This is a genomic window from Burkholderia sp. YHN3-13 (genome assembly GCF_055810675.1).
Window position 1 is genome coordinate 1 of sequence record NZ_JBVVNQ010000022.1, and the last position, 25372, is coordinate 25372.

Annotated in this window: 24 protein-coding genes and 1 pseudogene; 17 read left to right on the forward strand and 8 right to left on the reverse strand. The window is 66.0% G+C overall.

Annotation, left to right across the window (positions count from 1 at the left end; translation table 11 throughout):
* The 3 genes from AC0KUR_RS32260 to AC0KUR_RS32270 all read left to right on the forward strand — a co-directional run.
* On the forward strand, positions 1 to 306 hold a 306-nt coding region (locus AC0KUR_RS32260), incomplete at its 5' end, for a 4Fe-4S dicluster domain-containing protein (RefSeq protein WP_226119166.1).
* A 48-nt stretch (positions 307 to 354) separates the two neighbouring features.
* Complete coding sequence (bktB, locus tag AC0KUR_RS32265; protein ID WP_473376901.1) at positions 355 to 1548, forward strand: beta-ketothiolase BktB; 1194 nt, start codon at positions 355 to 357, stop codon at positions 1546 to 1548.
* Positions 1549 to 1585: 37 nt separating this feature from the next.
* The gene (locus AC0KUR_RS32270) at positions 1586 to 2440 is read left to right on the forward strand and encodes a 3-hydroxybutyryl-CoA dehydrogenase (RefSeq protein ID WP_034191089.1); all 855 of its coding nucleotides are present in this window, start codon (positions 1586 to 1588) and stop codon (positions 2438 to 2440) included.
* A gap of 62 nt (positions 2441 to 2502) precedes the next feature.
* On the opposite strand, the gene AC0KUR_RS32275 is transcribed toward AC0KUR_RS32270, so the two are convergent.
* A complete protein-coding gene (locus AC0KUR_RS32275) occupies positions 2503 to 3168 on the reverse strand; it encodes a TetR/AcrR family transcriptional regulator (RefSeq protein ID WP_059557415.1) in 666 nt (221 codons plus the stop codon).
* 94 nt (positions 3169 to 3262) lie between these two features.
* On the opposite strand from AC0KUR_RS32275, the gene AC0KUR_RS32280 reads away from it, so the two are divergent.
* The 5 genes from AC0KUR_RS32280 (at position 3263) to AC0KUR_RS32300 (ending at position 8612) form a co-directional block, all read left to right on the forward strand.
* Positions 3263 to 4087, forward strand: coding sequence for a Rossmann-fold NAD(P)-binding domain-containing protein (locus AC0KUR_RS32280; RefSeq protein ID WP_473376902.1), 825 nt, complete (start codon positions 3263 to 3265; stop codon positions 4085 to 4087).
* A 2-nt stretch (positions 4088 to 4089) separates the two neighbouring features.
* A complete protein-coding gene (locus AC0KUR_RS32285; protein WP_473376903.1) occupies positions 4090 to 4575 on the forward strand; it encodes an anthrone oxygenase family protein in 486 nt (161 codons plus the stop codon).
* A 318-nt stretch (positions 4576 to 4893) separates the two neighbouring features.
* Positions 4894 to 6405, forward strand: coding sequence for a caspase family protein (locus AC0KUR_RS32290; RefSeq protein ID WP_473376904.1), 1512 nt, complete (start codon positions 4894 to 4896; stop codon positions 6403 to 6405).
* Between the two features lie 31 nt (positions 6406 to 6436).
* Entirely contained in the window at positions 6437 to 8047 is a 1611-nt protein-coding gene (locus AC0KUR_RS32295) for a C1 family peptidase (RefSeq protein WP_473376905.1), read from the forward strand.
* Positions 8048 to 8051: 4 nt separating this feature from the next.
* The gene (locus AC0KUR_RS32300) at positions 8052 to 8612 is read left to right on the forward strand and encodes an OmpA family protein (protein ID WP_051701087.1); all 561 of its coding nucleotides are present in this window, start codon (positions 8052 to 8054) and stop codon (positions 8610 to 8612) included.
* A gap of 21 nt (positions 8613 to 8633) precedes the next feature.
* On the opposite strand, the gene AC0KUR_RS32305 is transcribed toward AC0KUR_RS32300, so the two are convergent.
* Entirely contained in the window at positions 8634 to 9434 is an 801-nt protein-coding gene (locus AC0KUR_RS32305) for an AraC family transcriptional regulator (RefSeq protein ID WP_059557410.1), read from the reverse strand.
* 91 nt (positions 9435 to 9525) lie between these two features.
* Between AC0KUR_RS32305 and AC0KUR_RS32310 the strand changes: the two genes are divergently transcribed.
* Positions 9526 to 10434 carry a DMT family transporter gene (locus AC0KUR_RS32310; protein ID WP_473376906.1) on the forward strand — a complete coding sequence of 303 codons (909 nt, stop codon included), beginning with the start codon at positions 9526 to 9528 and terminating at the stop codon, positions 10432 to 10434.
* Positions 10431 to 11408 (forward strand): annotated as a pseudogene (locus tag AC0KUR_RS32315) (ATP-binding protein). The gene AC0KUR_RS32310 and the pseudogene AC0KUR_RS32315 overlap by 4 nt, the downstream one beginning before the upstream one ends.
* A 65-nt stretch (positions 11409 to 11473) precedes the next feature.
* On the opposite strand, the gene deoC reads toward AC0KUR_RS32315, so the two are convergent.
* Complete coding sequence (gene deoC, locus AC0KUR_RS32320; protein WP_124671302.1) at positions 11474 to 12154, reverse strand: deoxyribose-phosphate aldolase; 681 nt, start codon at positions 12152 to 12154, stop codon at positions 11474 to 11476.
* A gap of 137 nt (positions 12155 to 12291) precedes the next feature.
* On the opposite strand from deoC, the gene deoR reads away from it, so the two are divergent.
* On the forward strand, positions 12292 to 13062 hold the full coding sequence (deoR, locus tag AC0KUR_RS32325; RefSeq protein ID WP_034191096.1) for a DNA-binding transcriptional repressor DeoR: 771 nt from the start codon (positions 12292 to 12294) through the stop codon (positions 13060 to 13062).
* Positions 13063 to 13096: 34 nt separating this feature from the next.
* On the opposite strand, the gene AC0KUR_RS32330 is transcribed toward deoR, so the two are convergent.
* The 3 genes from AC0KUR_RS32330 to rbsK are packed head-to-tail and all read right to left on the reverse strand — an operon-like array spanning position 13097 to position 16492.
* Positions 13097 to 14149 (reverse strand): aldose 1-epimerase family protein, encoded by a 1053-nt coding sequence (locus AC0KUR_RS32330; protein WP_124671301.1) that lies wholly within the window; start codon positions 14147 to 14149, stop codon positions 13097 to 13099.
* Positions 14150 to 14151: 2 nt separating this feature from the next.
* Complete coding sequence (fucP, locus tag AC0KUR_RS32335) at positions 14152 to 15525, reverse strand: L-fucose:H+ symporter permease (protein ID WP_034191098.1); 1374 nt, start codon at positions 15523 to 15525, stop codon at positions 14152 to 14154.
* Positions 15526 to 15565: 40 nt separating this feature from the next.
* Positions 15566 to 16492, reverse strand: a complete 927-nt coding sequence (gene rbsK / locus AC0KUR_RS32340; RefSeq protein WP_473376907.1) for a ribokinase — start codon at positions 16490 to 16492, stop codon at positions 15566 to 15568.
* A gap of 663 nt (positions 16493 to 17155) precedes the next feature.
* Here rbsK and AC0KUR_RS32345 point away from each other — a divergent pair.
* On the forward strand, positions 17156 to 18433 hold the full coding sequence (locus tag AC0KUR_RS32345) for an acyl-CoA dehydrogenase family protein (protein WP_473376908.1): 1278 nt from the start codon (positions 17156 to 17158) through the stop codon (positions 18431 to 18433).
* 224 nt (positions 18434 to 18657) lie between these two features.
* Here the strand turns inward: AC0KUR_RS32345 and AC0KUR_RS32350 are convergent, their stop codons facing one another.
* Both AC0KUR_RS32350 and AC0KUR_RS32355 read right to left on the reverse strand, forming a co-directional pair.
* Positions 18658 to 19764: a sigma-54 interaction domain-containing protein gene (locus AC0KUR_RS32350; RefSeq protein ID WP_059557401.1), complete on the reverse strand. Its 1107-nt coding sequence runs from the start codon at positions 19762 to 19764 to the stop codon at positions 18658 to 18660.
* Complete coding sequence (locus tag AC0KUR_RS32355; RefSeq protein WP_473376909.1) at positions 19761 to 20978, reverse strand: acyl-CoA dehydrogenase family protein; 1218 nt, start codon at positions 20976 to 20978, stop codon at positions 19761 to 19763. The genes AC0KUR_RS32350 and AC0KUR_RS32355 overlap by 4 nt, the downstream gene beginning before the upstream one ends.
* Positions 20979 to 21152: 174 nt before the next feature.
* Here AC0KUR_RS32355 and AC0KUR_RS32360 point away from each other — a divergent pair, with 174 nt between their 5' ends.
* The 5 genes from AC0KUR_RS32360 (at position 21153) to AC0KUR_RS32380 (ending at position 25363) form a co-directional block, all read left to right on the forward strand.
* Positions 21153 to 21380, forward strand: coding sequence for a hypothetical protein (locus AC0KUR_RS32360; RefSeq protein ID WP_473376910.1), 228 nt, complete (start codon positions 21153 to 21155; stop codon positions 21378 to 21380).
* 40 nt (positions 21381 to 21420) lie between these two features.
* Positions 21421 to 22611 (forward strand): acyl-CoA dehydrogenase family protein, encoded by a 1191-nt coding sequence (locus AC0KUR_RS32365; protein WP_124610156.1) that lies wholly within the window; start codon positions 21421 to 21423, stop codon positions 22609 to 22611.
* A gap of 244 nt (positions 22612 to 22855) precedes the next feature.
* Positions 22856 to 23434, forward strand: coding sequence for an FMN reductase (gene msuE, locus AC0KUR_RS32370; protein WP_034191103.1), 579 nt, complete (start codon positions 22856 to 22858; stop codon positions 23432 to 23434).
* Positions 23435 to 23464: 30 nt separating this feature from the next.
* Positions 23465 to 24568, forward strand: a complete 1104-nt coding sequence (gene sfnG / locus AC0KUR_RS32375) for a dimethylsulfone monooxygenase SfnG (protein WP_473376911.1) — start codon at positions 23465 to 23467, stop codon at positions 24566 to 24568.
* Positions 24569 to 24583: 15 nt separating this feature from the next.
* Positions 24584 to 25363, forward strand: a complete 780-nt coding sequence (locus tag AC0KUR_RS32380) for an ABC transporter ATP-binding protein (RefSeq protein WP_034190397.1) — start codon at positions 24584 to 24586, stop codon at positions 25361 to 25363.
* The last annotated feature ends 9 nt before the right edge of the window (positions 25364 to 25372 follow it).

Genomic DNA, 25372 nt, shown 5'->3' on the forward strand with positions numbered 1-25372 from the left:
TTCGACCGGCTGTCGTCGGTGTTCATCTCGAACACGAACCACGAGGAGAACCAGCCGGCGCACCTGACGCTGAAGGATGCGAGCGTGCCGGTGAACGTGAACCTGCGCACGTACGCGGGACCGGAGGGGCGTTTCTGCCCGGCGGCGGTGTACGAGTTCGTGAAGAACGACGACGGCAGCGATCGCCTCGTGATCAACGCGCAGAACTGCGTGCACTGCAAGACCTGCGACATCAAGGACCCGACGCAGAACATCGTGTGGGTCACGCCGGAAGGCGGCGGCGGGCCGAATTACCCGAACATGTAACGCAACGCATCCCCGCGCCCGCGGGCGCGAACGAACCGGAGTGAGACGATGAGCAATGCAGCGAAGGAAGTCGTGGTGGTGAGCGGTGTTCGTACCGCGATCGGTGATTTCGGCGGCAGCCTGAAGGATTTCTCGCCGACCGATCTCGGCGCGAAGGTGGTGGCCGAAGTGCTGTCGCGCGCGAACGTGTCGGGCGATGCGGTCGGCCATGTCGTGTTCGGCCACGTCGTGAACACCGAGCCGAAGGACATGTATCTCGCGCGCGTCGCGGCGATCAACGGCGGGGTCGCGCAGCACGCGCCGGCACTGACCGTGAACCGCCTGTGCGGCTCGGGGCTGCAGGCGATCATATCGGCCGCGCAGACGATCATGCTCGGCGATGCCGACGTCGCGATCGGCGGCGGCTCGGAAAGCATGAGCCGCGCGCCGTACACGGTGCCGGCCGCGCGTTTCGGCCAGCGCATGGGCGACGGCAAGCTCATCGACATGATGCTCGGCGCGCTGCACGACCCGTTCCAGACGATCCACATGGGCGTGACGGCCGAGAACGTCGCGAAGCAATACGACATCTCGCGCGACGCGCAGGATGCGCTGGCGCTCGAATCGCATCGTCGCGCGGCGCGCGCGATCGCGGAAGGGCGCTTCAAGGACCAGATCCTGCCGATTTCGATCCGTACGAAGAAGGGCGAGGTGGCGTTCGATACCGACGAGCACGTGCGCCACGATGCCAGCGCGGACGATTTCACGAAGCTCAAGCCGGTGTTCGCGAAGGAGAACGGCACCGTGACGGCCGGCAACGCATCGGGCATCAACGATGCAGCCGCGGCCGTGCTGATGATGAGCGCGGATGCCGCGCGCGCGCAGGGCGTGAAGCCGCTGGCCCGCCTCGTCGCGTATGCGCACGCGGGCGTCGATCCGGCCTACATGGGCATCGGCCCGGTGCCGGCCACGCGCAAGGCGCTCGAACGCGCGGGCCTGAAGATCACCGATCTCGACGTGATCGAGGCGAACGAGGCGTTTGCCGCGCAGGCCTGCGCGGTCACGCAGGAACTCGGCCTCGATCCCGCGAAGGTCAACCCGAACGGCTCGGGCATCTCGCTCGGTCACCCGATCGGTGCGACCGGTGCGCTGATCACGGTGAAGGCGCTGTACGAACTGAAGCGCATCGGCGGGCGTTACGCGCTCGTGACGATGTGTATCGGCGGCGGCCAGGGTATTGCTGCGATCTTCGAGAACATCTGATAATCGAACCCTCAACACCCGAACACACAGGAACTACATGGCCATCGAAATCGTCGGCGTCGTGGGCGCCGGAACCATGGGTAACGGCATTGCGCAGACCGCGGCCGTTGCGGGACTCAACGTCGTGATGATCGACGTCAGCGACGCCGCGCTCGACAAGGGCGTCGCGACGCTGAAGGGCAGCCTCGAACGGCTCGTGTCGAAGGACAAGCTCGACGCGGCCGCACGCGACGCGGCGCTGGCGCGCATCACGACGTCGACCGACTACGCGAAGCTCGCATCGGTCGACATCGTGATCGAAGCCGCGACCGAGAACGTCGAGCTGAAGGGCCGCATCCTGGCGCAGATCGAGGCCGTCGCGCGGCCCGATGCGATCATCGCGACCAACACGTCGTCGATCTCGATCACCGCGCTCGCGGCGCGCCTTGCCGATCCGTCGCGTTTTCTCGGCATGCACTTCTTCAACCCGGTGCCGCTGATGCCGCTCGTCGAGATCATCCGCGGGCTGCAGACGAGCGACGCGACCGCGGCGGCCGTACGTGAGCTGACCGAGCGTTTCGACAAGTCGCCGATCGGCGTGCGCAACTCGCCGGGCTTCGTCGTGAACCGCATTCTCGTGCCGATGATCAACGAAGCGTTCTTCGTGCTGGCCGAAGGCATCGCGTCGGCCGAGGAGATCGACGCGGGGATGAAGCTGGGCGCGAACCACCCGATCGGGCCGCTCGCGCTGGCCGACCTCGTGGGCCTCGACGTGTGCCTCGCGGTGATGGACGTGTTCCTGAAGGATTTCGGCGATCCTAAATATCGCGCATGCCCGCTGTTGCGCGAGATGGTGACGGCAGGGCGGCTCGGGCGCAAGACCGGGCGCGGGGTGTACGACTACAGCAAGTAAGCGGCACGTCATGCCACTTCGCGCGGCCGCCTTCGGGCGGCCGTGTGCATTGAGCGGCGCGGTTACGCGTCGAGCACCGCCAGATCGCGCGGCAGCGTGTGCTTGAACATCGTGAGGATCTGCCGCGCGGCCTTCGGCGGCAGCGTGATCGCATGACGCACGGCCGCCGCGATCTGGATCATCATCAGCTCGGCGAACGCGCTCCGCTGTGCGTGTGTCGTGTCGCGCGCCACTTCTCCCAACGCGTCCGCGAGCAGGCCGGCCAGGAACTCGCCGTCCGCCCGGTCGAGCGCCTGCAGCGCGCGGTCGGCCTGCGTCGCGCGCCAGATGTCGCGCATCAGCGGCTCGTCGACGAACATCCGGTAGTAGCTGTCCGTGATGCGCGCGAGCGTGTCGTGCAGGTCGCCCAGCGTCTTCAGCGTCGCGAGGTCGCGCCGCACGCATTCATGCCCGGCCGCGTTGTAGCGCTCCGCGAGCGTGCCGATCACGGCCGCCTTGTCCGGAAAGTACTGATACAGCGAACCGAATGAGATGCCCGTGCGTTCGACGATGTCGCTCATCCGGAACGCGTCGCACCCCTTCTCGATCATCACTTCCGACGCGCACGCCAGGATGCGCTCGAACCGCTCGCGGCTGCGCTGCTGCGTCGGGACGAGCCGTGCACGCGCCGGTGCGTCCGCTGCCGCCGCTTCGGGCTCGGTGGTTTGCCCCGATTTTTGTCGGCCCATGCCGCCTCCGGAAAAACTTGACGTTGCTAATGCGAGAGTCTATCGTGTTTTTAAAACGCGAGAAATTCTCGCATTTTGGTCAAAGGAGACGCACATGTCGGCACTTCCCATCCTCGTCGTCGGCGGTTCGGGCAAGACGGGCGCCCGCGTCGATGCACGGCTGCGCGCGCGCGGCATCGCGACGCGGCCCGCATCGCGCACGTCGGCCGTTCGCTTCGACTGGACGGCGCCGGCGACCTGGCCGGCCGCGCTTGAGGGCGTGTCGGCTGCATATGTGACCTACCAGCCCGACCTGTCCGTTGAAGGCGCTGTGGAAGCGATCGCGGCCTTTGCGCGGCTCGCGCGGGAACGCGGCGTCGCGCGCGTCGTGCTGCTGTCCGGGCGCGGCGAGCCCGGCGCGCAAGCGGCCGAGGCTGCATTGCAGGCATCTGGCATCGGCTGGGGTGTCGCGCGGGCAAGCTGGTTCAACCAGAACTTCTCGGAAGGTTATCTGCTCGACGGCGTGCTGGCCGGTGAAGTCGCGCTGCCGGCCGGCGCCGTGCGCGAGCCGTTCGTCGATGCGGACGACATCGCCGACGTGGTCGTGGCGGCGCTCACCGACGTGCGGTTCGCTGACCGCGTGATCGAAGTCACGGGCCCGCGCGCGCTGACGTTTGCCGAAGCCGTCGGCGAAATCGCGCGCGCCGCCGGCCGGCCGGTTACCTATCGCGAGATTTCACACGGCGCGTTCGTCGCCGAACTGCACGAGGTCGGGGTGCCGGAGCCGGTCGTCGCGTTGCTCGACGATCTGTTCCGCGTGGTGCTCGACGGGCGCAACAGCGCGGTGGCCCATGGCATCGAGGAGACGCTCGGGCGGCCGGCGCGCGATTTCGCCGACTACGCGCGGGCGACGGCCGCAACCGGCGTGTGGAGCGCCTGATCATGATCGCGTTCGTGACTGCCGCGTTGCTGTGGGGTTCGGCCATCGGCTGCGGGCTGATGGCCGGCGTGTACTTCGCGTTCTCGACGTTCGCGATGACGTCGCTCGGGCGGCTCGCGCCACAGGCCGGCGCGGCCGCGATGAACGCGATCAACGTCGACATCGTGCGCTCGCCGTTCATGCCGCTGTTCCTCGGCACGACGCTGATGGCGCTCGCACTCGTCGTGATCGCGTTGTTCGATCGCGGCCAGCCGGGCGCGATGGCGGCGGTCGCGGGTGGCGTGCTCTATGTATTCGGCATGTTCGCGGTGACGATGGCCGTCAACGTGCCGCTCAACGACGCGCTCGCCGCGGCCGATCCGGCGACCGCGCAAGGCGCGGCGCTCTGGACGCGCTATCTGCGCGACTGGACGATGTGGAATCACGTGCGCACGGTCGCGTCGGCGGTTGCGTGCGTGTGTTTCATCGCGGGGATTGCGGCGCGGTAGCGACAGAGTGCGGGCGAGGCGCCACGGCCGATGCAACGGGGACCGTATCGCCGTCAATCGTCAGGATATTGAAGCATCGTGCTCCGGCCGCATTGGCGAAACACCCGATTTGAACGGAATACGCTTTCCCCGGATGATATGTGGACAAACATCGGGCACGCGACCGACCGCGTGTCGGGGATGTACCGGGGAGGTGCCGTGAACGGAATCGTCAGACCATTCGCGCGAATTGCCGCGCCGACCTCGGCCGCTCGCTAGGCGAAGGGAGGAGACATGCGGCCGGGTTCGCAATTACGATTCGATCCACGGCGTCGTGTGATGCTCGGCCGTTTGTCCGCGCTAGCCGCGCTGCCGTGGCTCGATGGCCCGGCAGTGCAGGCGGCGCTTCGCGATGCGCCGCGTGCGGCACTCGTGATCGGCAATGCCGCGTATCCGCGCGCGGCGCTCGACAATCCCGTCAACGATGCAACCGCGATCGCCGACGTGCTGGGCAGACTCGGTTTTTCGATCGATCGCCGCCTCGATGCAGGGCGCCAGTCGATGGTCGACGCGATCGGCGAATTCTGCGCGAAGGTCACGCGTACGCAATCCGTTGCGCTTTTTTATTTCGCCGGGCACGGGATACAGATCGACTGGCGTAACTACTTGCTGCCCATCGATGTCCGGCTCGCGCGCGCGGACGACGTGATGCGGCAGTCCGTCGATGTCGCGACGCTGCTCGACGGCCTCGGCAAGGCCGACACGCCGACAAGTGTCGTGATTCTCGATGCGTGCCGCGATAATCCGTTCGGTGCGGCGGGCAAGACGGGATCGGGATTGAGCCAGATGGACGCGCCGACACGCACGCTGCTCGCGTATGCAACCGCACCCGGCAATGTCGCGTCGGACGGCGATGGCCGAAACGGTCTCTACACCGAGAACCTGCTCAAGGAAATCGTGCGCCCGGGCGTGCAGATCGAGGACGTGTTCAAGCGCGTGCGGCTGTCCGTGCGGCAGCGCTCGCAGGGGCGGCAGATTCCGTGGGAGAGCACGTCGCTCGAAGACAACTTCTTTTTCGTGCCGCCGGCCGACGCACATGTGCCGACGCAGGCGGAGCGCGACGCGGCGTTCGGCAAGGATCGCGATGACTGGCAGGCGGCGCAGCAGTCCGGCACCGCGCAAGCGATCTTCGCGTACCTGAAAGCGCATCCGAACGGACATTTCAGCGAAATCGCCCAGGTCGAACTGGATCGTCTGCTGGCAGAGAGCGGCGAGCAACGGATCAGGGTTCAGACCTCATCCGCGAATCCGTACAGCCAGGGCAGTGCGGAAGCCGGCAGGATCGCGCTTGGCGACCGTTACGTTTACCGGTTCGTCGATCGTCTTCATCAGGACGAGCGGGTGTTCGTGCATCGCGTAACGCGTATCGTCGGCGACCGGATCGAATTCAACGGCGGAAAATTCGTGACCGATCTGCTCGGCAATCCGCGCCGAGAGGCCGACGGCGGCGTGCTTGGCGACAACCAGCTGTTCGCGAGCGAGTACTCGATCGGCAAGGAATGGATCACGCGCTTCGACTACACGTTTCCGAATGGCAAGGTGGACGTCGTCGAACTGACATGCAGGGTGGTCGCGCGCGAGACGATCGACGTGCCGGCCGGTCGCTTCGACGCGTTTCGGGTCGAGGCGAACGGCTGGCGGCTGTATGTGCCGTCGCGGCGCGCCCGGACGTACTGGGTCGCCCCGGGCAAGGTGCCGCGCTTCGTCGCGATCGATACCGTGAACTACGACCGGCACGGCGTCATGTCCGCAAGCGAGCGCCGCGAACTGATGTCGTTCACGAAAACGTGACACACGTATCCGGCTGCCGGGGAGTACGATCATGTGCCGACGCCTCCGTTTCTCCATCGCGTGCGTTCTGCTTGCGGCCGCCGCGCGGCCCGTGTCCGCGCAGACCGGTCATGCCACGGGGCTCGTCGACGACCCGCCCGCCGTGCTCGCGGCCGTGCCGCGCCAGCCTGCTTATCGCGCGTACCTGCCGCCGCGCTCGGATTTCACACGCTATTTCCCGCTCGTGCGCTCGCAGGGCGAGCAGGGTTCCTGTACGGCCTGGGCGACCGGCTACAACGCGCTTAGTGCCGCCTTCAACCTGCAGCTCGAACGGCAGGGCGCGGCGGGCGGTGAGCGGCGTCGCGTTGCCTTCAGCCCGGCCTACCTGTTCAACCTGCTGCATCGCGGCCGCTGCGAGGGCGGCACGTCCGTCACGGCCGCCCTCGATGCGATTCACGACAACGGCCTCGTCACGTTCGACGGCTTGCCGTACGACCCGAAGACGTGTTCGGCGCTGCCCGACGACCTGCGCATGCGCGACGCGCGCAACAATCGCCTGCTTACCTACAGCCTGATCGACAAGGATGACCGCGACGTCCTTGAGAAGATTCGCGGCGCGATCTTCGCGCGCAAGCCGGTTGTGATCGGGATCTATTCGGGCGACATCACGAGCGCGCTGCAGCGATACCGCGGCGGGGTTTTCCGCGACGTGCTGCCGAAGGAGAATGCGCACGCGATGGTCATCGCCGGCTATGACGACGCGAGCCAGACCTTCACTGTCGTCAACTCATGGGGCGAGCACTGGGGCGAACAGGGGCTGCTGCGCATCGACTACCAGACGCTGCTCACGAACTTGTCGAACGGCCCGTTCGTCATCGATGAAATCGACCCGGACGGGATTCGGCGGTTGCTGACCGCCGCGCATGTCGAACCGGAGCCGCCGCCGGTGCCGCCGGTGATTCGACAGAACGTGTCGCCTGATGCGCTGCGCGATGCGATCCGGCGCCGCGTGGACAAACTGCAGTGCGCGCGCGTTGACGCCGGTGTGGCGGCTGACCGAAGCGTGGCGCTAACGGGCTTCGTCGGCTCGCAGGGCGATCTCGACGCATTGCTGAAGGCCGTTGCTGCGATGCCGGATTCAGGGCGCGTCGACAATCGCGTGACCGTGCATCCGTGGCCGCAATGCGAGGTCTACCTGAGTTTCGACCAGGGGCTGCGCCATGCGGGCGGGCTCGACGTGAAAGCGGTCGGACACCCGGCCGAGCGCTATCGGGAAGGCGATTCGCTCGCGCTGCAGGTGACGAGTCCAGGCTATCCGAGCTACTTGTATGTCGCGTACCTGCAGGCGAGCGGCGAAGTCGTCTATCTGAGCTGGCCGGAAGGCGCGTCGCCGCGCCCTGTTCCACCGCGCAGCCGGCTCGTGTTCGGCGGTGGCAGGAACGGTCAGCCCGTGTATCGCGTCGCGAAACCTTTTGGCGACGAGATCGTCGTCGTGATCGCGTCGCGCCGGCGGCTCGTCGTGGGCACACTGCCCGACAAGGAGGTCGATCGCGAATTCCTGACGAAATTCCGGATGCCGCTGCTCGACCCCGATCCGGCGGCCTCCGCGCACGACGTAGTGGCGGTTGCCGTGTTGCCTTTGAAGACGGTGGCGAAGGAGTGAACGCATGAAGACGATGCTTGCCGCGCGCATCGCGGCCTGCCTGTGGTGCGCTGGCGGATTTGCCGCGTTGCCTGTCCATGCCGGCGATGTAGCCGACATGCGGCCGTCTGCCGACGAAATCGTGCGTCAGCTTGCGCCGCATGGCGCGAGCCGCAGCTTGCGCGGCATCGTCGTCGAACGGGCACCGGTGCGCACGCAGGATGATACGCCGGGCCCGCCGTCCGTGAACCTCGCGATCCAGTTCGATTTCTCGTCGGCCCGTTTCACGCCGGGCAGCCGGGTGTTGCTCGACAACCTCGGTCATGCGCTGAGCGACGACGCGCTCGCGCACGCCCGGTTCCGGATCGTCGGGCACACCGACGCGTCTGGCAACCCGAGCACGAATCTCTCTCTGTCGAGGCGGCGCGCGCAGGCCGTTGCGGACTACCTCGTGTCGACCTTCGGGATCGACGGCACGCGGCTCGCAGTCGAGGGTGTGGGCAGTGCGCGCCCGAAAGACCCGGCGCATCCGCGTGCGGCCGTGAACCGGCGGGTCGAAGTCGTGAATCTCGACGGCGGCCAGTGAGTCGGGCCGGGGCGACCCGCGCTACGCATAGAACGCCGACGGCGACACGCCGAAGTGCCGCTTGAACATTGCGGAGAACGCGCTCTGGCTGCTGTAGCCGTGATCCATCGCGACGGTGACCACCTTCTCGCCGTGCGCCAGACGCTTGAGCGCGAGCAGCAGCCGCGCCTGCTCGCGCCAGCGGCGGAAGCTGAGCCCCGTCTCGCGCCGGAACGCGCGATGCAGCGTGCGCACCGACAGCCCGAGCAGGTCGGCCCATTCGGCGATCGTGCGCAGGTCGTCGGGCGCGGCGACGAGTGTGTCGCAGATCGTCCGCAGGCGCGCGTCGTGCGGCCATGGCAGGTACAGCGGCAGCAGCGGTGCGACCGTCACCTCGGCCAGCAGCAGGTGCATCAGGTGATCGTGACGCGAACCCGGCGCATAGTCGAGCGGTACCTCGACCGCGGCGAGGATCAGCTCGCGCAGCAGCGGATGTACTTCCACGACGCAACTGCGCGCGGGCAGGTGCTCGACCGCACCCGGTTCGACGAACACGGTGCGCATCTGCACGTCGCCGCTCATCTGCACCGTATGGTCGAGGCCGGCTTCGAGCCACACGCCGCGCGTCGGCGGCACGACCCACGACGCACCCTCAGACTGCACGTGCATCACCCCTTCGATCGCGTAGAGAAGCTGCGCGCGGCGGTGCCGGTGCGCCGGGATCGACGTGCCGTGCGTATAGGCCGCCGCCATCGCGGACACCGGCATCGGCGTCGATTCGTAGCGCAGGTGCGCGAAGGGCTGGGTGGACTCGAATGTCCGATTGGCGATAAGTCCTGACATTTTGGCGTGAGACAGGCAGTTGGGCGGACGGGCACGATGGCGTTCCGATTCACGCCAGATTCCCTGTCAGGATATTAATCCGTCGAACGCGATGAACAAGTCACCTTTTCTGTTTCCCTTCTGCGGGATCGCGCTGTGGGCCGGCAACGTCGTGGTGTCGAAGCTGTCGGCGTCGACGATCGACCCGTCGGCCATCACGTTCTACCGGCTGCTGTTGGCGGTCGTGCTGATGAGCGTCTTCACGCTCGCCCCCGCATGGCGCAATCGCGCGGTACTCGTCGCGCACCTGCCGAAGCTCGCGGCGCTCGGCTTTCTCGCGATGGCGCTGTTCCAGAGCCTGTCTTACGAGGCCGCGAAGACGACCAGCGCGACCAACATGGCGATCATCACCGCGCTCGTGCCGCTGATGACGATGGTGCTCAGCTCGCTGCTGCTCGGCGATCCGCCGGGCGCGGGCATGATCGGCGGCGGGGGGCTGTCGCTCGCGGGTGTCGTCTACCTGATCGCCGAAGGGCACCCGACGGCGATCGCCGCCCGCGGCGTGCACATGGGCGACCTGCTGATGCTGGCCGCGTCGGCCGCGTACGCGCTGTACGGCGTGTTGCTCAAGCGCTGGCGCATCGGCGCGCTGCCGGCATGGCAGTCGACCTACGTGCAGGCGCTGGCCGCGCTCGTGTTCATGCTGCCGATGCTGCTGCGGTTGCCCGCGCAGGCCGCCTGGCCGACGCGCGCGAGCGTGCCGCTGATCCTGTACGCCGGCGTGCTGGCGTCGGTGGTGCTGCCGTATCTGTGGATGCAGGGCGTGCGGCTGCTCGGCCCGAGCCGCTGCGCGATGTTCATGAACCTGCTGCCGGTGATGACGGCCGCCGGCGCGATCGTGTTGCTCGGCGAATCGCTGCGGCTGTATCACCTGGTCGGCGGCGGAGTCGCGCTCGTCGGCGTGGCGATCGCGCAGCGGTTTCCGTTCCATGCCAGGGCGTCGCAAGAGGTCCGCCAATGAGCGCCGGATTCGACATGCGGGACCTGATTGCCGCGCTGCCGGACGGACCTGCGCCGGTTGCCGACCCGTCGCTTGCGCGCCAGCTCGAACGTATCGCGACCGCGCTCGAAGCAATGGCGCACACCGGGCGGCCGGCCGACGTCGATTTCGAGGCGGCCGTCGCGTTTCGCTGGCGCGGCTTCGGCGGCGGCCCTCGAACGGCGCCGCTCGAGCCGATCGCCACGCCCGCGCTCGTCGGGTTCGACGCGCTGCGCAACATCGGCCGGCAGGCGGCGATCGTCGAACGGAACACGCGGCAATTCGTGCGCGGGTTCGCGGCCAATCACGTGCTGCTGACCGGCGCGCGCGGTACCGGCAAGTCGTCGATCGTGAAGGCGTGCCTGCACGCGTTCGCGGTGCACGGGTTGCGGCTGATCGAGGTCAGCAAGGAAGGGTTGAGCGACCTGCCTGCGATCGTCGAGCTCGTACGCGCGCGGCCCGAGCGCTACATCGTGTTTTGCGACGACCTGTCGTTCGAGGCCGGCGAGACCGGCTACAAGGGGCTGAAGACGGTGCTCGACGGCTCGGTCGCGAGCGACCTGTCGAACGTGCTGGTGTATGCGACCTCCAATCGCCGCCACCTGATGCCCGAGCAGGCGAGCGACAACGCGAACGTGACGCGCGCGGAGAACGGCGAACTGCATCCGGGCGACGCGGTCGAGGAGCGGATTTCGCTGTCGGAGCGCTTCGGGATCTGAGTCACGTTTTATGGCTTTACGCAGGACGAATACCTGGCCGTCGTCGAGAGCCGCCTCGGCGCGGCCGGCTTCGACGACGAAGCAATCCGCGCGGCGCGCGAGCCCGCGCTGCAGTGGGCGCTGGAACGCGGTGCGCGCTCGGGCCGCATCGCCGTGCAGTTCGCACGCGATTACGCGGGGCGGCTTGCGGACGAACGCGGCGCCGAAGAGGGCGGGCCGATTCGGCGGACGGGTTGAACGGGGCGCAACGTCGCGCGTGACGACGCCCGTCGGCCCGATGCGGCCGTGCGCCGTTGGCGTCGTCAGTACCCCGCCCCGCCGCCTGCCTGATCGGTGACGATCGCGACGCCCGAGCTCGTGCCGAGCCGCGTCGCGCCGGCCTCGAGCATCGCGAGTGCGGCCGCGCGATCGCGCACGCCCCCCGAGGCCTTCACGCCGAGTGCCGGGCCGACCGTGCGGCGCATCAGCGCGACATCCGCGAGCGTCGCGCCGCCGTGGCCGAACCCGGTCGACGTCTTCACGAACGCGACGCCGAGATCGCGGCACATCTCGCACACGCGCACCTTCTCGTCGTCCGTCAGCAGCCCGGTTTCCAGGATCACCTTGAGCGGCACCGCGCCGCATGCGCGGTGGACGGCCGCGATGTCGGCCTTCACGTCGTCGGCGCGGCCGCTCTTCAGCGCGCCGATGTTGATCACCATGTCGATCTCGCCGGCGCCCGCGTCGATCGCGGCGGTGGCTTCGAATGCCTTCGCGGCCGACAGCCCCGCACCGAGCGGGAAGCCGACCACCGCGCAGACGAGTACGCCGGTATCGGCCAGCTCGCGTGCGGCGAGCGGCACGTTCGCCGAATTCACGCAGACCGAGTAAAAGCGATGCTCGGCCGCCTGGCGGCAGAGTTCGCGGATCTGCGCGTCGCGCGCGTCGGGCGCGAGCAGCGTGTGATCGATGGTGTGGGCGAGTTGGGCGTTGGAAAGCGGCATGTGTCAGGACTCCACGGTTCGTGTGCCGGAAGGGCACACGGAAAGTTGATGTTTTCACATCAGTTTGTTACAAATACGACATTCCGGCCGGGCCTGGGCGCCCGGCACGACACGCGACGGGTAGGCAGGATACTGGCATGGAAACGAAGAAGGGCGAACGGATCAAGACCTTGATGAACGTGCTGCAAGGGCAGAACGCGATTCATCTGAAGGAAGTCGCCGAGCTGTTCGGCGTCTCCGAGATGACGATCCGCCGCGATCTCGCGGACAACCCGCACGGCCTCAGCCTGATCGGCGGCTATGTAACGCGCCATTTCGCCGCGCAGCGCAGCGACATCGGCGAGTACCTGATCAGTGCCGAGAACAACCGGCAGACCGAGGAAAAGCGCCGCATCGGCAAGCTGGCCGCTCAGTTCGTGACGACCGGCGACACGATCTTCGTCGATTGCGGCTCGACCACGCCGTTCATCGTCGATTTCATCCCGGACGACCTCGAGTTCACGGCGGTCTGCAACTCGCTGAACGTATTCGCGAAGCTGCAGCAGAAGCCGCATTGCAACGTGATCCTGTGCGGCGGCGCGTATCACCGTCAGAACATGGTGTTCGAATCGGTCGCCGAAACGGGCATCCTCGACTCGGTGCGCGTGTCGAAGGCATTCATCTCGGCGGCCGGCGTCAGCGAGCGCTGCGGCGTCACGTGCTTCAACTTCCACGAGGTCGACGCGAAGAAGAAGGTGATGGCGCGCGCACAGAACCGCTTCCTGCTCGTCGACCACACGAAGTTCGACGAAGTGCGCGCGGCCTATTTCGCCGAGCTGACCGATTTCAACTACGTGATCTCCGACGGGCAACTGAGCCACCGCTACGAAACGGCGATCCGCGAACACGGCATCGCGCTCGTGACCTGATGACCCGCGGCCATGCGTCGCGCGTTGCATCGCATCAGGCATCACGTGCTTCCGCCGCGCTCAGGTAGCCGGTGAGCACGTCGAAGCGGCGCGTCGCGCCCGGCGCGAGCGCCGCGACATGGCCCTTGCGGCGCTCCGCTTCATATCCCTCCGGCTCGCAGGTCGACGGCAGCGCAAACGCGGCGACCTGCTGGTCCGCGTTGTGCAGGATCCAGCGCGTCGCATGCGGGAATTGCCCGGGGCGGTACGCGGTGTGGAATGCGCCGCCATCCGGATGCGCGAGCCGGAAATGTGCGATGCCATCGGCGTCCGTTTCCGCACCGTTCATGAAGAACACGATCTCGGGGTCGTACAGCGCGGGCGTATCGAGCGTCGTCAGCCGCTCGGGTTCGCGCGCGAGCGTGGCCGTGTAGTCGCGCCACGCGGCGGTCGGCTTCACGTGTGCCGGCACGCTGTCGCGCAGCCGCAACCCGCCGCGCGACAGCGATTGCACGAAGCGGCCGCCCGGCACGTACGCGTAGTTCAGGTGGGCCATGTACATCAGGTCCATCGGCGTGCCGCCGAGATTCGTCACGCCCATCGCGATCGTCATCCGCGCCTCGTGCTCCGCGAGCCGTACCGACGGACGCGCGACATAGTGGCTGCCGAAGCCCTGCACGTACTCGTATTCGCCGGTCACTTCGACGCTCGCGCCGCGCGCATCCGTGCCGACGACGAGGCTCGCACGGTCCATCGGCGCGCACGGCATCTCGCCGTGCAGCGCATGTGTGTCGTCCGGCCCCGGGCAGCCGTTGCGCAGCAGCCCACTGTGGAACATGAAGCAGCCGTAGGTATCGATGATCGATGCGGCGCGCTTCGGCTGCCGGAACATGTGTTTCATCGTCAGGTCGCGGCCGTCGAATTCGGCGGCCCAGATCATCTGGCCGAGATACGGCAGCACGACGAGATGGCCGCGGCGGTTTTCGAGCTTCAGCGCCTCGACGCCCGACGGATACGCGAACGCGGTGACGGTGAGGCCGTCGGTGCGGTACAGCGTGCGTGGCGTTTCGCGGAAGTCGTCGCGCCGCAGTTCGATTTCGCCTCGCATGGTCACGCTCCCGACGTGTTGCGCGATGCGGCGTAGCGCGCGGGCGCACGGCCGTCGGCGGCTGCGTCGGGCGTCGCGGCCGGCAGGTGACGCAGGCAGTGGAAGCCGTAGTAGACGATCACGACGAAGCATGCGAGCGGCACGACGAACGCGAGCTGCATGTTGCCGCCGGTGTGATCGGAGATCAGCCCCTGGATCAGCGGCACGACCGCGCCGCCGACGATGCTCATCACGAGGATCGAGCCGCCGTATTCGGTGTCCTTGCCGAGGCCGTCGATCGTCAGGCCGTAGATCGTCGGCCAGCACGGGCCGAGGAACACGCTCACGCACACGGCCGCATAGACGGCCGTGATGTTGTGCACGCTGATCGTATACGCGAGCAGCGCGATGCACAGGATGCCGTAGACGATCAGCACCTTGGCCGGGCCGACGCGCTTCATCACGAGTGTCGCGACCAGCTTGCCGACGAAGAACGCGAAGAACGTCGCGAGCAGGTAGCGCGACGCGCCGCGCTCGGTGAGGCCGCCGATCTGCATCGCGAGCCGGATCGTGAAGCTCCACACGCCGACCTGCGCGCCGACATAGAGGAATTGCGCGACCACGCCCGCGACGAAGCGCCGGTTGCCGAACAGGCGTGCGAGCGTGCCGCGCGCGTCGATCCGGTGCGTGACCGCGCCGGGACCGTTGCCCTTGCAGGCCGGGTAGGGCGTGAGCGCGAATACGATGAATACCGCGACGAGCACGACGATCAGCCACTTGTACGGCTCGAGTGTCGCCTGGATCATCGCGAGCTGGTGTACGTGTGCGTCGGCGGCCGACATCGCCGCGAGCTGCGCATGCGACGCGTCGCCTTCCTTGAAGATCAGGAAGCTGCCCATGTAGACGCCGGCCATCGCGCCGAACGGATAAAACGTCTGCGAGATGTTCAGCCGCCGCGTGCTGGTGTCGCGCGGGCCCATCAGCGTCGAATACGAGTTCGACGCCGTCTCGAGGAACGACAGGCCCGCGGCGATCACGAACAGCGCGACGAGGAACATCCCGTATTTCGCCATCGACGCGGCCGGGAAGAACAGCAGGCAGCCGGTCGTGTAGAGCAGCAGGCCGACGAGGATCGTCGTCTTGTAGCTGAACTTCTTCACGACGGTCGCGGCCGGAATCGCGAGGAAGAAGTAGCCGAGATAGAACGCGGACTGCACGAATGCCGATTCGAAATCGGACAGGAAGAACGACTTCTTGAACTGCGCGATCAGCACGTCGTTCAGGTTCGCGGCGGTGCCCCACAGCGCGAACAGGCAGCACAGCAGCGTGAACGCGAAGAGCGGCGTGCGGTTCAGGTAGTAGCCGTCGGGTGTGTGTTCGATCCTGGCTCGGCTCATGGGTGTCTCCTTCCCAATGTCTCGTCGATGAAGGCGCCGTTCAGAGGCCGGCGTCGTGGAGGAAGCGTTCGAACGTCGCGGCGTCGGCGTACGACTTCTGCGTGCCGAGGCCCGTGACCGAATGCGCGGCGTACGCGGATGCGTAGCGCATCGCGTCGACGGCATCGCGCGACCTGGCGTAGCAGCGCGCGAAGCAGCCGATATACGCATCGCCCGCGCCCGTCGTGTCGCGTGCGTCGACCGGGACGCACGGCACGTGCCGGGCGCCGTCGCGCGAGACGAGCAGCGAGCCTTGGTCGCCGAGCGTGACGAGCACGTGCTTCAGCCCGCGTGCGACCAGCGCTTCGGCGGCGCGAGTGGCGCTTTCGCGCGAATCGACCGGCATGCCCGACACGATCGCGAGCTCGGTTTCGTTCGGCACGAAGAATTCGACGGAGCGGATCCGTTCGAAATCGAGGTCGGCCACCGCCGGCGCGGGATTCAGCAGCACGGGGATGCCGTGCCGTGCGCCGAATTCGATCGCGTGATAGACGGTGTCGAGCTCGATCTCGAGCTGCAGCACGATCAGCGTGCATTCGGCGAGCGCCGGCGCGGCCGCGTCGATGTCGGCCGGCCGCAGGTGGCGGTTCGCGCCCTTGACGATCAGGATGCTGTTGCTCGAATCGGGTTCGACGAAGATCGGCGCGACGCCGCTCGGTACGCCGGCGACCTTGCGCACGTGCGTGGCGTCGATTCCCTCGCGCTCGAAGTTGCGGATCGTGTTGTCGGCGAACACGTCGTCGCCGACCTTCGTGACCATCACGACACGCGCGCCGAGGCGCGCGGCCGCGACGGCCTGGTTCGCGCCCTTGCCGCCGCAGCCGAGCTCGAAGTTCGGCGCCTCGAGCGTTTCGCCCCGGCCGGGCATGCGTGTGACGTAGGTCACGAGGTCGACCATGTTGCTGCCGATGACGGCGATTGTCTCCATCTGCGTCTCTTCCTTTGATATGAGGTGCGCCGCGAGCATGGGGCGGCGACTGTAGTTTTTGATAATAAAATCACATTAAATGTGAAAATGCAATCTTATGATGTAAAGAGGGTCACTTGGGCCGGGCGTTCCGCGGGGGCTCGCGCGTACCGAGGTTGTCGACATGCAAAAGACGCGAACAGGACGCTGGACGTCATCAACCGTCTGCGGATACCGATCATCACGACGGGCCTGGGCGATCCCGGACTCTGGTTTGGCGCTATTTCGCGCGTCTCTGGAAGGCCTCGACGAGTCGACGCCGCACGCCCATTACGGCGTGCCGGGGACCGACGTGCGCGTCACGGCGCCGCACGCGACATCGAAGCCGCATCCGTTGATGCCTCATACCCGTCAATTTGCCGCGCGATGCGCACGCGGTGCCGGCGGATCCGGCGTCCTGACGGCGCTCCGTTCCGGCGATATGGAGGCGCGGCGACGGAGATCATGAAGCGACACACCCGATGTCCGCTGTCCGCCAGCAGCATGTCAGCATGTTTGCTGCGGAATCAGCAGCATTGAAATTGCGGTGAGGGGATTTCAATGCCGGGCGGTGCTTGTGCGGTATGGCACGGTTTCTGCATCGGGTGATGCTTTCGACGCCATTTCCAATCTGCCGGAGCCGACATGACCGCTTCAAATCATCTGAAATCCGTCCATCATTCCGATGCCCAACTGTCGCGGGGCACGGATTACGAACGCCTGGCGGAGCGCTTCCGCCCGGTTTTCGCGCGTATCGCAGACGGGGCGCTCGAACGTGAACGTTCCCGCACGTTGCCGTATGACCCGATCGAATGGCTCAGGGAAAGTGGGTTCGGCGCGGTTCGCGTACCGGTCGAGCATGGCGGCGCGGGCGCGTCGTTGCCGCAATTGATACAGCTTCTCATCGAACTGGCCGCCGCCGATTCGAACCTGCCGCAGGCGTTGCGAGGCCACTTCGCTTTCGTCGAGGATCGGCTGAATTCCGCGCCGGATGTGGCGCGTGACGAATGGTTCCGGCGCTTTGTCGCCGGAGAACTCGTCGGCAACGCGTGGACCGAGGTTGGCAGCGTCGCGATAGGCGATGTGATTACCCGTGTGCGGCGCGACGGGGATGGCTGGATCCTCGACGGAGAGAAATACTATTCGACCGGAAGCATCTTCGCGGACTGGATCGACGTGTTCGCGCGCGATGAAGACGGCCGAGACGTGATCGCGGCCGTCCGGACGAACCAACCCGGCGTGCAACGCAGCGACGACTGGGACGGCTTCGGTCAGCGCACGACCGGTAGCGGCACGACCCGCTTCGACGCGGCGCGAGTCGATGCGCAGAACGTGTTCGACTTCGCGACGCGCTTCAAGTATCAGACGGCGTTCTACCAGCTCGTGCTGCTCGCGGTGCTCGCGGGCACCGGGCGCGCCGCGCTGCGTGACATCGCGCGCGAGGTGAGTTCGCGCAAGCGCATCTTCAGCCACGGCAACGCCTCGTCGTTCGCGCAGGATCCGCAGATCCAGCAGGTGGTGGGAGAGGTGGCTGCGCGCGTATTCGCGGCCGAGGCCACGGCGGTGCGCGCGAGCGAGGCGTCGCAGCGTGCGTACGAGGCACGTTTTGGCGGCGACGAGCAAGCCGAGCACCGTGCGAATGTCGACGCGGAACTGGATTCGGCGCGTGCTCAGATCGTGGTGTCGGACCTCGTGCTGCGCGCGACGACCGATCTGTTCAACGCGCTTGGCGCATCGGGCTCGAGTGCCGCGAAGGGCCTCGATCGCCACTGGCGCAACGCGCGCACGGCGGCCTCGCACAATCCGCTGGTGTTCAAGGCCCGCATCGTCGGCGATCGGGAAATCAACGGGACCGAGCCGCCGTATGTCTGGGCCATCGGCAGCGGGCCGGGTGCGCAAGGCACTTCCACGGTTGCCGCCTGAACGCGTGCGAGGAGCGGACTAGGTGTATCCCGCTCCCTTTACTTCTTCAAGCAGGACTTGCCGAATTGAAAAGGATTGCTGCGTAACGTGTACATGTTCGGCATCGCTGCTTTTCGGTATGCGTGCACGTGAGCGACGACTGCGAGCGATTCTTGTATTCCGATGCTTTCGCGCATGAGCCGGCGACGCAATGCATGTCATGCACGGCATCGCTTCGGCGCGTGCTACTTCAAGGCGTTGATTTCCTTTGCCCGGATCAGGCGTGCACGCAATACGTTGCGGCTGATGCCGAGCAGCTTCGCTGCCTGGATCTGATTGCGGTGGCTGAATTCGAAGGCAACGCGCATCACGGTATCCTCGATATGCTCGAACAGATTGTCGTGTTCCGCGTCGAACAGGCAGCGTAGCGCCTGCTCGAACGTTTCCTGAGGATCAAGGTGTGGCGTCGACTCGTGACGGCGGGCGAACGTCGTGTCGCCATACCGGATCTGGAGATCGGAATCCTGGAGCAGATCATGGCGGCTGACCAGCAGTGCGTGGTGGATCACGTTCTCCAGTTCGCGGATATTGCCGGGCCAGTGATGCGCAAGCAGCTTCTGTTCGGCTCGTCTGTCGATATCCGCGGGTCCGTAGCCAAGACGACCGCGATAGTCTTCGATGAAGTATCGCGCGAGCGGAAGGACGTCGCCCGGGCGTTCGCGTAGTGCGGGGATCGCGAGCTGGACGACGTTGAGCCTGTAGAACAGATCGCCGCGGAAGTGACCTGCCGCGACGGCATCGTCGAGATGCACGTTGGTGGCCGCGACCACGCGCACATTGATCGGAATACTGTGACGCGCCCCGAGCCGGACGATTTCGCGCTCCTGCAGCACGCGCAGGAGCTTGACCTGCATCGACAGCGGGAGATCGCCGATCTCGTCGAGGAACAACGTGCCGCCGTTGGCCGCCTCGAACCATCCGGGCTTGGCGCTGAACGCGCCCGTGAACGCCCCCTTCTCGTGGCCGAACAGTTCGCTCTCCACCAGCGTTTCCGAAAACGCGCCGCAGTTGACCGCGACGAACGGCTGATTCTTGCGATGGCTCAGATTGTGTACGTGGCGGGCAATCAGTTCTTTCCCGGTTCCGGTTTCACCGATGATGAGCACGCTTGCGTCGCTGGGCGCGATCATGCGTATCTGGTTGAGCAACGCGAGTGAGCGCGGATCGACGAAGACCTGCGCGCGTGCACGGATCGAGGTGGTGAGCGCGTGCCGGTCCGGCAAGGTCAGCACGTCCGGGTCGGCAGTGTCATCCGGGTCGCCCGGTTGGGCGGGAGGGAGCGGGCGGTTCATGAGTAGAAGGTCGGTTGGGGGTAGGTTCGTTTGAGTGCCCACTCGCCGAGTTCCCGCAGTTTGTAGGCCAACGGATCGTGCAGCGAGTGGGTGCGCAGGTTGCGCCAGTGTCTGTCCAGACCCAGTGCGCCGTGGGTGGCGCGTGCGCCCGCGACGTCGAACATGCGGGTACAAACGTCCAGCCCGGTCCGTATCGCCGAGACTTTTGCGCTCGCGACCGCAATCGCGACTTCTCCACGCTCATCGTCGCTGAGTGCCGCGCCGAGTGCCCATGCATCGTCGAGTCGGGCGGCGGCGCGGTCGGCCAGAACGCGGACGGCCTCGAGGCCAGCCCAGAACTCTCCATACTGGCCGAGGATATAGGGGTCGTCGTCGGTTCTTTCCGCACGGGACGAGGGCCAGGGTCGGGCCTCGTGCAAGGTGTAGTGTCGTGCGTCGTTGAAAGCGCCCTCGCTGATGCCCAGGTAGACGTTCGTGAGAACGAGCTGCGCGATCAACGGGCGAAGGCAGGCGAACGGTGTGGAGAGCGGTCCGGGATCAGAGAGGATTTCGTGATGCTCGACGCGCACCCGTTCGAAGGTCACGGTGCCGCTGTCGGTTTGGCGCTGGCCGATATTGTTCCAGTCCTCGGAGATGGAAATGCCGCTGCGGTGCGTCGGGACAGCCGCGATGAGCAGCGCGTTGGTGTCGATGTCCCGAGCGGAAGCGATCAGCATTTCGGAATCGAGTGCGCCGGAGCAGAAGCTTTTCTGGCCACTGAACTCGAGCCAGCCGTTGCCCGGAGAACTGATCGTGCGCTCGTCGAGCGGATTGAGCGCGTTGCCCCAGAACCAGTCGTGGGCGGCCGTCTGCTGGAACCATGGCTCCCATTGCTCGGCGGCGCCGAACAGACGGACGGTGGCAAGCAGTAGATGATGAAAACCAAACAGGTGGGCAAGCGAGCCGTCGGCACGCGCGAGCGTACGCACGACGTCCAGCGTGGTCAGCCAGTTCGCACCGAGTCCGCCATAGACGGCTGGAATACTGAGTCGCAACAGGCCGCTGGCGCGTAGCGCATCGCGCTCGGCCTTTGGCGTGCCGCCCGCACGATCTCGCTCGGCGGCGGTCTGCCCGAATCGGGCAGCCAGTTCTTCGGCGATGACGCGTACTGCCGAGGTATCGGAGGGCGTGCCGCGAAGCCCGATCGTATCCGGATAGGTCGAGAGTGTTGCCATGTGAAAGGTAGGAGTGAAGTGCGGCGTAGTGTTCCGGTATGAGGGATTCTCTTTGCGTCGATGCTTCCTGGAAAGCAACGAATTTTCATATCCAAATCAGAAGCTTGATTTTCAGGCAGCGGGAAGGGGCGCGGTTGCTTGGTGGTCAGCATCCTGCTGACGGAATGCTGATTGATGAGCACGCGCGGCGATCGGCTCGTCAGAGCGGGCAACGCCACGAATGAGTTTCTCCCGACGGGCGGCGGCGCGGTGCAGGCCATACGCGCATCGATCGTCATCAGCTTGGCACTGCTTGGATTGCAACCGTCATCGGTCGTGTGCAAGCCCGTTACGGGGCACGAGCGGCGCCTGCTGGTTCTGATGCTTTTGATTCCATTCGCCCATGGCATGGAACATGCGTGAGCGTCTGCTCGAACAATGTCGATCAGAAGGTGTTTCGCTCATGAAGCATATCGGTGCGGAGACAGTCGAAATGGCCGCGTGGCAGCCCGTGGTGGAGTCCGTCGTGCAGGAGCTGGCACGTACGGCGATAGCGCGCGACCGGGCGGGTGGAACGGCGTTGCACGAGCGTCGAGTACTTCGCGATAGCGGCTTGCTTGCGCTGAGCGTGCCCCGCGCATACGGGGGGCACGGGGCGACCTGGTCCGACACGCTGGCCGTCGTACGGCGTCTCGCTCGGGTGGACAGCTCGCTCGCGCATCTCTTCGCCTTTCACCACCTGCATCTCGCGACAGTGCGCTTGTTCGGGCGCCCGCAGCAGTGGGAACCCTGGCTGGAGCAGACCGTTTCGCAACGCTGGTTCTGGGGGAACGCGCTCAATCCGCTCGACAAGGGTACGCGCGCGGAATCGGATGGGGCGGACGGATGGGTTTTCGTCGGGCGCAAGAGCTTCTGCTCCGGCGCGGCCGATTCGGATCGCCTGCTGGCGTCGGCTTTCGATGCGCAGGGACGTTTGCTGATCGGCGTGGTGCCGACCGCGCGCGAAGGGATCGCGATCCTCGACGATTGGGACAACATGGGGCAGCGTCAGACGGATAGCGGGACGGTGCTGTTCGAACAGGTGAAGGTGGCCGGCGACGAGATCCTAGCCGATCCGGGGCCTTTGTCTTCGCCGTTTGCATGCTTGCGGCCGCTGTTGGCCCAGTTGATTCTGGCGCATATCTATCTTGGTCTAGGCGAAGGCGCGATAGGCGCCGCACGGGATTTTACGCGGGAGAGTACGCGATCGTGGGTCGCGTCTCCGGCATCGCATCCGACGGAGGATCTGTATGTGCAGGGTCACTACGGTCGGTTCTGGCTTGCCATCGAGGGGGCAAGCGCATTGGTCGAGCGCGCCGCGGGCGCGTTCGATGTGGCCTGGCGGCGCGAGGCGGCGCTGACGGAACGCGAACGGGGCGAGGTGGCGATAGCCGTCGCGGCGGCGAAGGTTTCGTCTGCGCAGGCTGGTCTCGATATCACGCAGCGCATGTTCGAAGTGACCGGCGCGCGGGCAACGACGGCCGCGCTGCGGTTCGATCGGTTCTGGCGGAACCTGCGTGTTCATACCCTGCACGATCCGATCGACTACAAGATTCGCGAGTTGGGGGACTGGGCCCTCAACGAGCGTTTTCCGACGCCTTCTTTTTACTCCTGATGCTGCTCGTGACGCGGCCCGGAAGCAGGGATGCTGCGGGTCAGTCATCTGGATCGGAGATATGGATTCCAGTCCGTTCGGAATGATTTAAGGATCGGCTTGCGATCCGCGAAATGTCGCGGCGTGACCGTAGATTGAGCCCATTTTGTCCGTTGCGGAACGGAAGAGGCGTGTTTGGCACGGTATTCGCTAGATGGTTGGTCGACGTTATCGGACTCGTGCGACAGATGAAGAGGAATGCTTGATGGGAAAGAAGACATACAAGGTCGTTGCGGTATCGGGCAACACCTCGCGGCCGTCACGAACGCTCGCGCTGTCGGAGGCGTTGCTGTCCGGCTTGCGTGCCGAGTTGCCTGTCGAGCCGCATTTGATCGAACTCGGGGCGATCGCGCCGGTGCTGTCCGGTGTGCTGTCGAGAGCGGATGCCGGCGACGAACTGGAGCGACAGTTGCGCGCGATCGAGGAGGCGGATGCATTGATCGTAGGAAGTCCTGTCTATCGGGCTTCGTATACGGGGCTCTTCAAGCATCTGTTCGATCTTGTGCATCACGAGGCGCTGATCGACGTGCCCGTTCTGCTGGCTGCGACGGGGGGCAGCGAACGTCATGCGCTGGTCATTGACCATCAATTGCGACCGCTGTTCAGTTTTTTCCAGGCGCGTACCTTGCCGATCGGCGTGTACGCGTCCGAACGGGATTTCCAGAACTACACGATTACGAGCCCCGAGTTGCGCGGGCGCATTCGGCTGGCCATCGAGCGGGCCGTCCCGCTCGTTCGCGAAGTCGGCGGATTTGAATCTTCCGCGGCCGTGCCGGTCGCGTGAATCTCGACATTTTCCAACCAGGACATTTCCATGAGCAACACGACTTCCTCCGGCGATGCCGTCAAATTCGCGTACTGGGTGCCGAACGTCAGCGGCGGCCTCGTCGTCAGCACGATCGAGCAGCGTACCGACTGGAGCCTTGAATACAACCAGAAGCTCGCACGCACGGCCGAGGCGGCCGGCTTCGACTACGCGCTGAGCCAGATCCGCTTCACGGCCGGCTACGGCGCCGAATACCAGCACGAGTCGGTGTCGTTCAGCCAGGCGCTGCTGCATGCGACGACGAAGCTCAAGGTGCTCGCCGCGATCCTGCCGGGGCCGTGGCATCCGGCGGTGGTCGCGAAGCAGCTCGCGACGATCGACCACATTTCGAACGGGCGCATCGCGATCAACGTCGTGAGCGGCTGGTTCAAGGGCGAATTCACCGCGATCGGCGAGCCGTGGCTCGAGCACGACGAACGCTATCGGCGCTCGAAGGAATTCATCCAGGCGCTCAAGGGCATCTGGACCCAGGACAACTTCACGTTCAAGGGCGACTTCTATCGCTTCAACGATTACACGCTGAGCCCGAAGCCGGTGCAGAAGCCGCACCCGGAAATCTTCCAGGGCGGTAGCTCGCGGGCGGCGCGCGACAACGCGGCGAGCGTGTCGGACTGGTATTTCACCAACGGCAATACGCCGGAGAACCTGAAGGCGCAGATCGACGATATCCGTGCGAAGGCCGCCGCGAACAACCATCGCGTGCGGATCGGCGTGAACGCGTTCGTGATCGCGCGCGACACCGAGGAAGAGGCGAAGGCCGTGCTCGACGACATCATTGCGCACGCGCACGTCGAGGCGGTCAATGCGTTCGGCGACGCGGTGAAGCAGGCGGGCAAGGCGTCGCCGGAAGGCGAGGGCAACTGGGCGAAATCGACGTTCGAGGATCTCGTGCAGTACAACGACGGCTTCCGCACGAACCTGATCGGCACGCCGCAGCAGATCGCGGAGCGCATTGTCGCGTTGAAGGCGATCGGCGTCGATCTGGTGCTGGCCGGGTTCCTGCATTTCATCGACGAAGTCGAGTACTTCGGCAAGAAGGTGCTGCCGCTCGTGCGCGAACTCGAAAGCCGCCAGCAGCCGGTCGCGGCCTGACCCGGAGCGAGACGCATGACTCAGACCGCACCGCCGCTGCTCGCGCTCGAGCGCATCTCGCTGTCGTTCAAGGGCGTCAAGGCCGTCACCGACATCAGTTTCGAGGTGGCGGCGGGCGAAATCTGCGCGCTGATCGGACCCAACGGCGCGGGCAAGAGTTCGCTGCTCAACGTGATCAACGGCGTATATCGGCCGGAGCAGGGTGCCGTCCGGTTCGACGGGCAGGTGTACCGGCGCATGGATCCGTATCGCGCCGCGCACCGAGGCATCGCGCGCACGTTCCAGAATCTCGCGCTGTTTCGCCGGATGAGCGTATTCGACAACGTGCTCACGGGGCGCAACCTGCATCGACGCAGCACCTGGCTGGAGCAGACGCTGCATGTCGGACGCGCACGCCATGACGAGGCCGAACAACGCAGGTACGCGGAACGTGTGATCGAGAAACTCGACCTGCAGGCCCATCGCGACACGGTGGTCGGCACGCTGTCGTATGGCTTGCAAAAACGCGTTGAACTGGCGCGCGCGCTCGCGGCCGCGCCGCGCCTTTTGTTGCTCGACGAGCCGATGGCCGGGATGAACGCCGACGAGAAGCATGCGATGGCCGAATACGTGCTCGATGCCAACGCGCATCTCGGGGTGACCGTGGTGCTGATCGAGCATGACATCGGCGTCGTGATGGGCGTGTCCGATCACGTGGTGGTGCTTGATTACGGCAGGAAAATCGCCGACGGCAGGCCCGACGAGGTGCGCAGGCATCCGGATGTGCTGGCGGCCTATCTGGGCACCCGTCACTGACGGGAACGG

Excerpts from the sequence above, each read along its gene's own strand:
- bktB (WP_473376901.1), top strand. The coding sequence starts at position 355 with ATGAGCAATGCAGCGAAGGAAGTCGTGGTGGTGAGCGGTGTTCGTACC.
- AC0KUR_RS32270 (WP_034191089.1), top strand. The coding sequence starts at position 1,586 with ATGGCCATCGAAATCGTCGGCGTCGTGGGCGCCGGAACCATGGGTAAC.
- AC0KUR_RS32275 (WP_059557415.1), bottom strand. The coding sequence starts at position 3,168 with ATGGGCCGACAAAAATCGGGGCAAACCACCGAGCCCGAAGCGGCGGCA.
- AC0KUR_RS32280 (WP_473376902.1), top strand. The coding sequence starts at position 3,263 with ATGTCGGCACTTCCCATCCTCGTCGTCGGCGGTTCGGGCAAGACGGGC.
- AC0KUR_RS32285 (WP_473376903.1), top strand. The coding sequence starts at position 4,090 with ATGATCGCGTTCGTGACTGCCGCGTTGCTGTGGGGTTCGGCCATCGGC.
- AC0KUR_RS32290 (WP_473376904.1), top strand. The coding sequence starts at position 4,894 with ATGCTCGGCCGTTTGTCCGCGCTAGCCGCGCTGCCGTGGCTCGATGGC.
- AC0KUR_RS32295 (WP_473376905.1), top strand. The coding sequence starts at position 6,437 with ATGTGCCGACGCCTCCGTTTCTCCATCGCGTGCGTTCTGCTTGCGGCC.
- AC0KUR_RS32300 (WP_051701087.1), top strand. The coding sequence starts at position 8,052 with ATGAAGACGATGCTTGCCGCGCGCATCGCGGCCTGCCTGTGGTGCGCT.
- AC0KUR_RS32305 (WP_059557410.1), bottom strand. The coding sequence starts at position 9,434 with ATGTCAGGACTTATCGCCAATCGGACATTCGAGTCCACCCAGCCCTTC.
- AC0KUR_RS32310 (WP_473376906.1), top strand. The coding sequence starts at position 9,526 with ATGAACAAGTCACCTTTTCTGTTTCCCTTCTGCGGGATCGCGCTGTGG.
- deoC (WP_124671302.1), bottom strand. The coding sequence starts at position 12,154 with ATGCCGCTTTCCAACGCCCAACTCGCCCACACCATCGATCACACGCTG.
- deoR (WP_034191096.1), top strand. The coding sequence starts at position 12,292 with ATGGAAACGAAGAAGGGCGAACGGATCAAGACCTTGATGAACGTGCTG.
- AC0KUR_RS32330 (WP_124671301.1), bottom strand. The coding sequence starts at position 14,149 with ATGCGAGGCGAAATCGAACTGCGGCGCGACGACTTCCGCGAAACGCCA.
- fucP (WP_034191098.1), bottom strand. The coding sequence starts at position 15,525 with ATGAGCCGAGCCAGGATCGAACACACACCCGACGGCTACTACCTGAAC.
- rbsK (WP_473376907.1), bottom strand. The coding sequence starts at position 16,492 with ATGGAGACAATCGCCGTCATCGGCAGCAACATGGTCGACCTCGTGACC.
- AC0KUR_RS32345 (WP_473376908.1), top strand. The coding sequence starts at position 17,156 with ATGACCGCTTCAAATCATCTGAAATCCGTCCATCATTCCGATGCCCAA.
- AC0KUR_RS32350 (WP_059557401.1), bottom strand. The coding sequence starts at position 19,764 with ATGAACCGCCCGCTCCCTCCCGCCCAACCGGGCGACCCGGATGACACT.
- AC0KUR_RS32355 (WP_473376909.1), bottom strand. The coding sequence starts at position 20,978 with ATGGCAACACTCTCGACCTATCCGGATACGATCGGGCTTCGCGGCACG.
- AC0KUR_RS32360 (WP_473376910.1), top strand. The coding sequence starts at position 21,153 with ATGAGCACGCGCGGCGATCGGCTCGTCAGAGCGGGCAACGCCACGAAT.
- AC0KUR_RS32365 (WP_124610156.1), top strand. The coding sequence starts at position 21,421 with ATGAAGCATATCGGTGCGGAGACAGTCGAAATGGCCGCGTGGCAGCCC.
- msuE (WP_034191103.1), top strand. The coding sequence starts at position 22,856 with ATGGGAAAGAAGACATACAAGGTCGTTGCGGTATCGGGCAACACCTCG.
- sfnG (WP_473376911.1), top strand. The coding sequence starts at position 23,465 with ATGAGCAACACGACTTCCTCCGGCGATGCCGTCAAATTCGCGTACTGG.
- AC0KUR_RS32380 (WP_034190397.1), top strand. The coding sequence starts at position 24,584 with ATGACTCAGACCGCACCGCCGCTGCTCGCGCTCGAGCGCATCTCGCTG.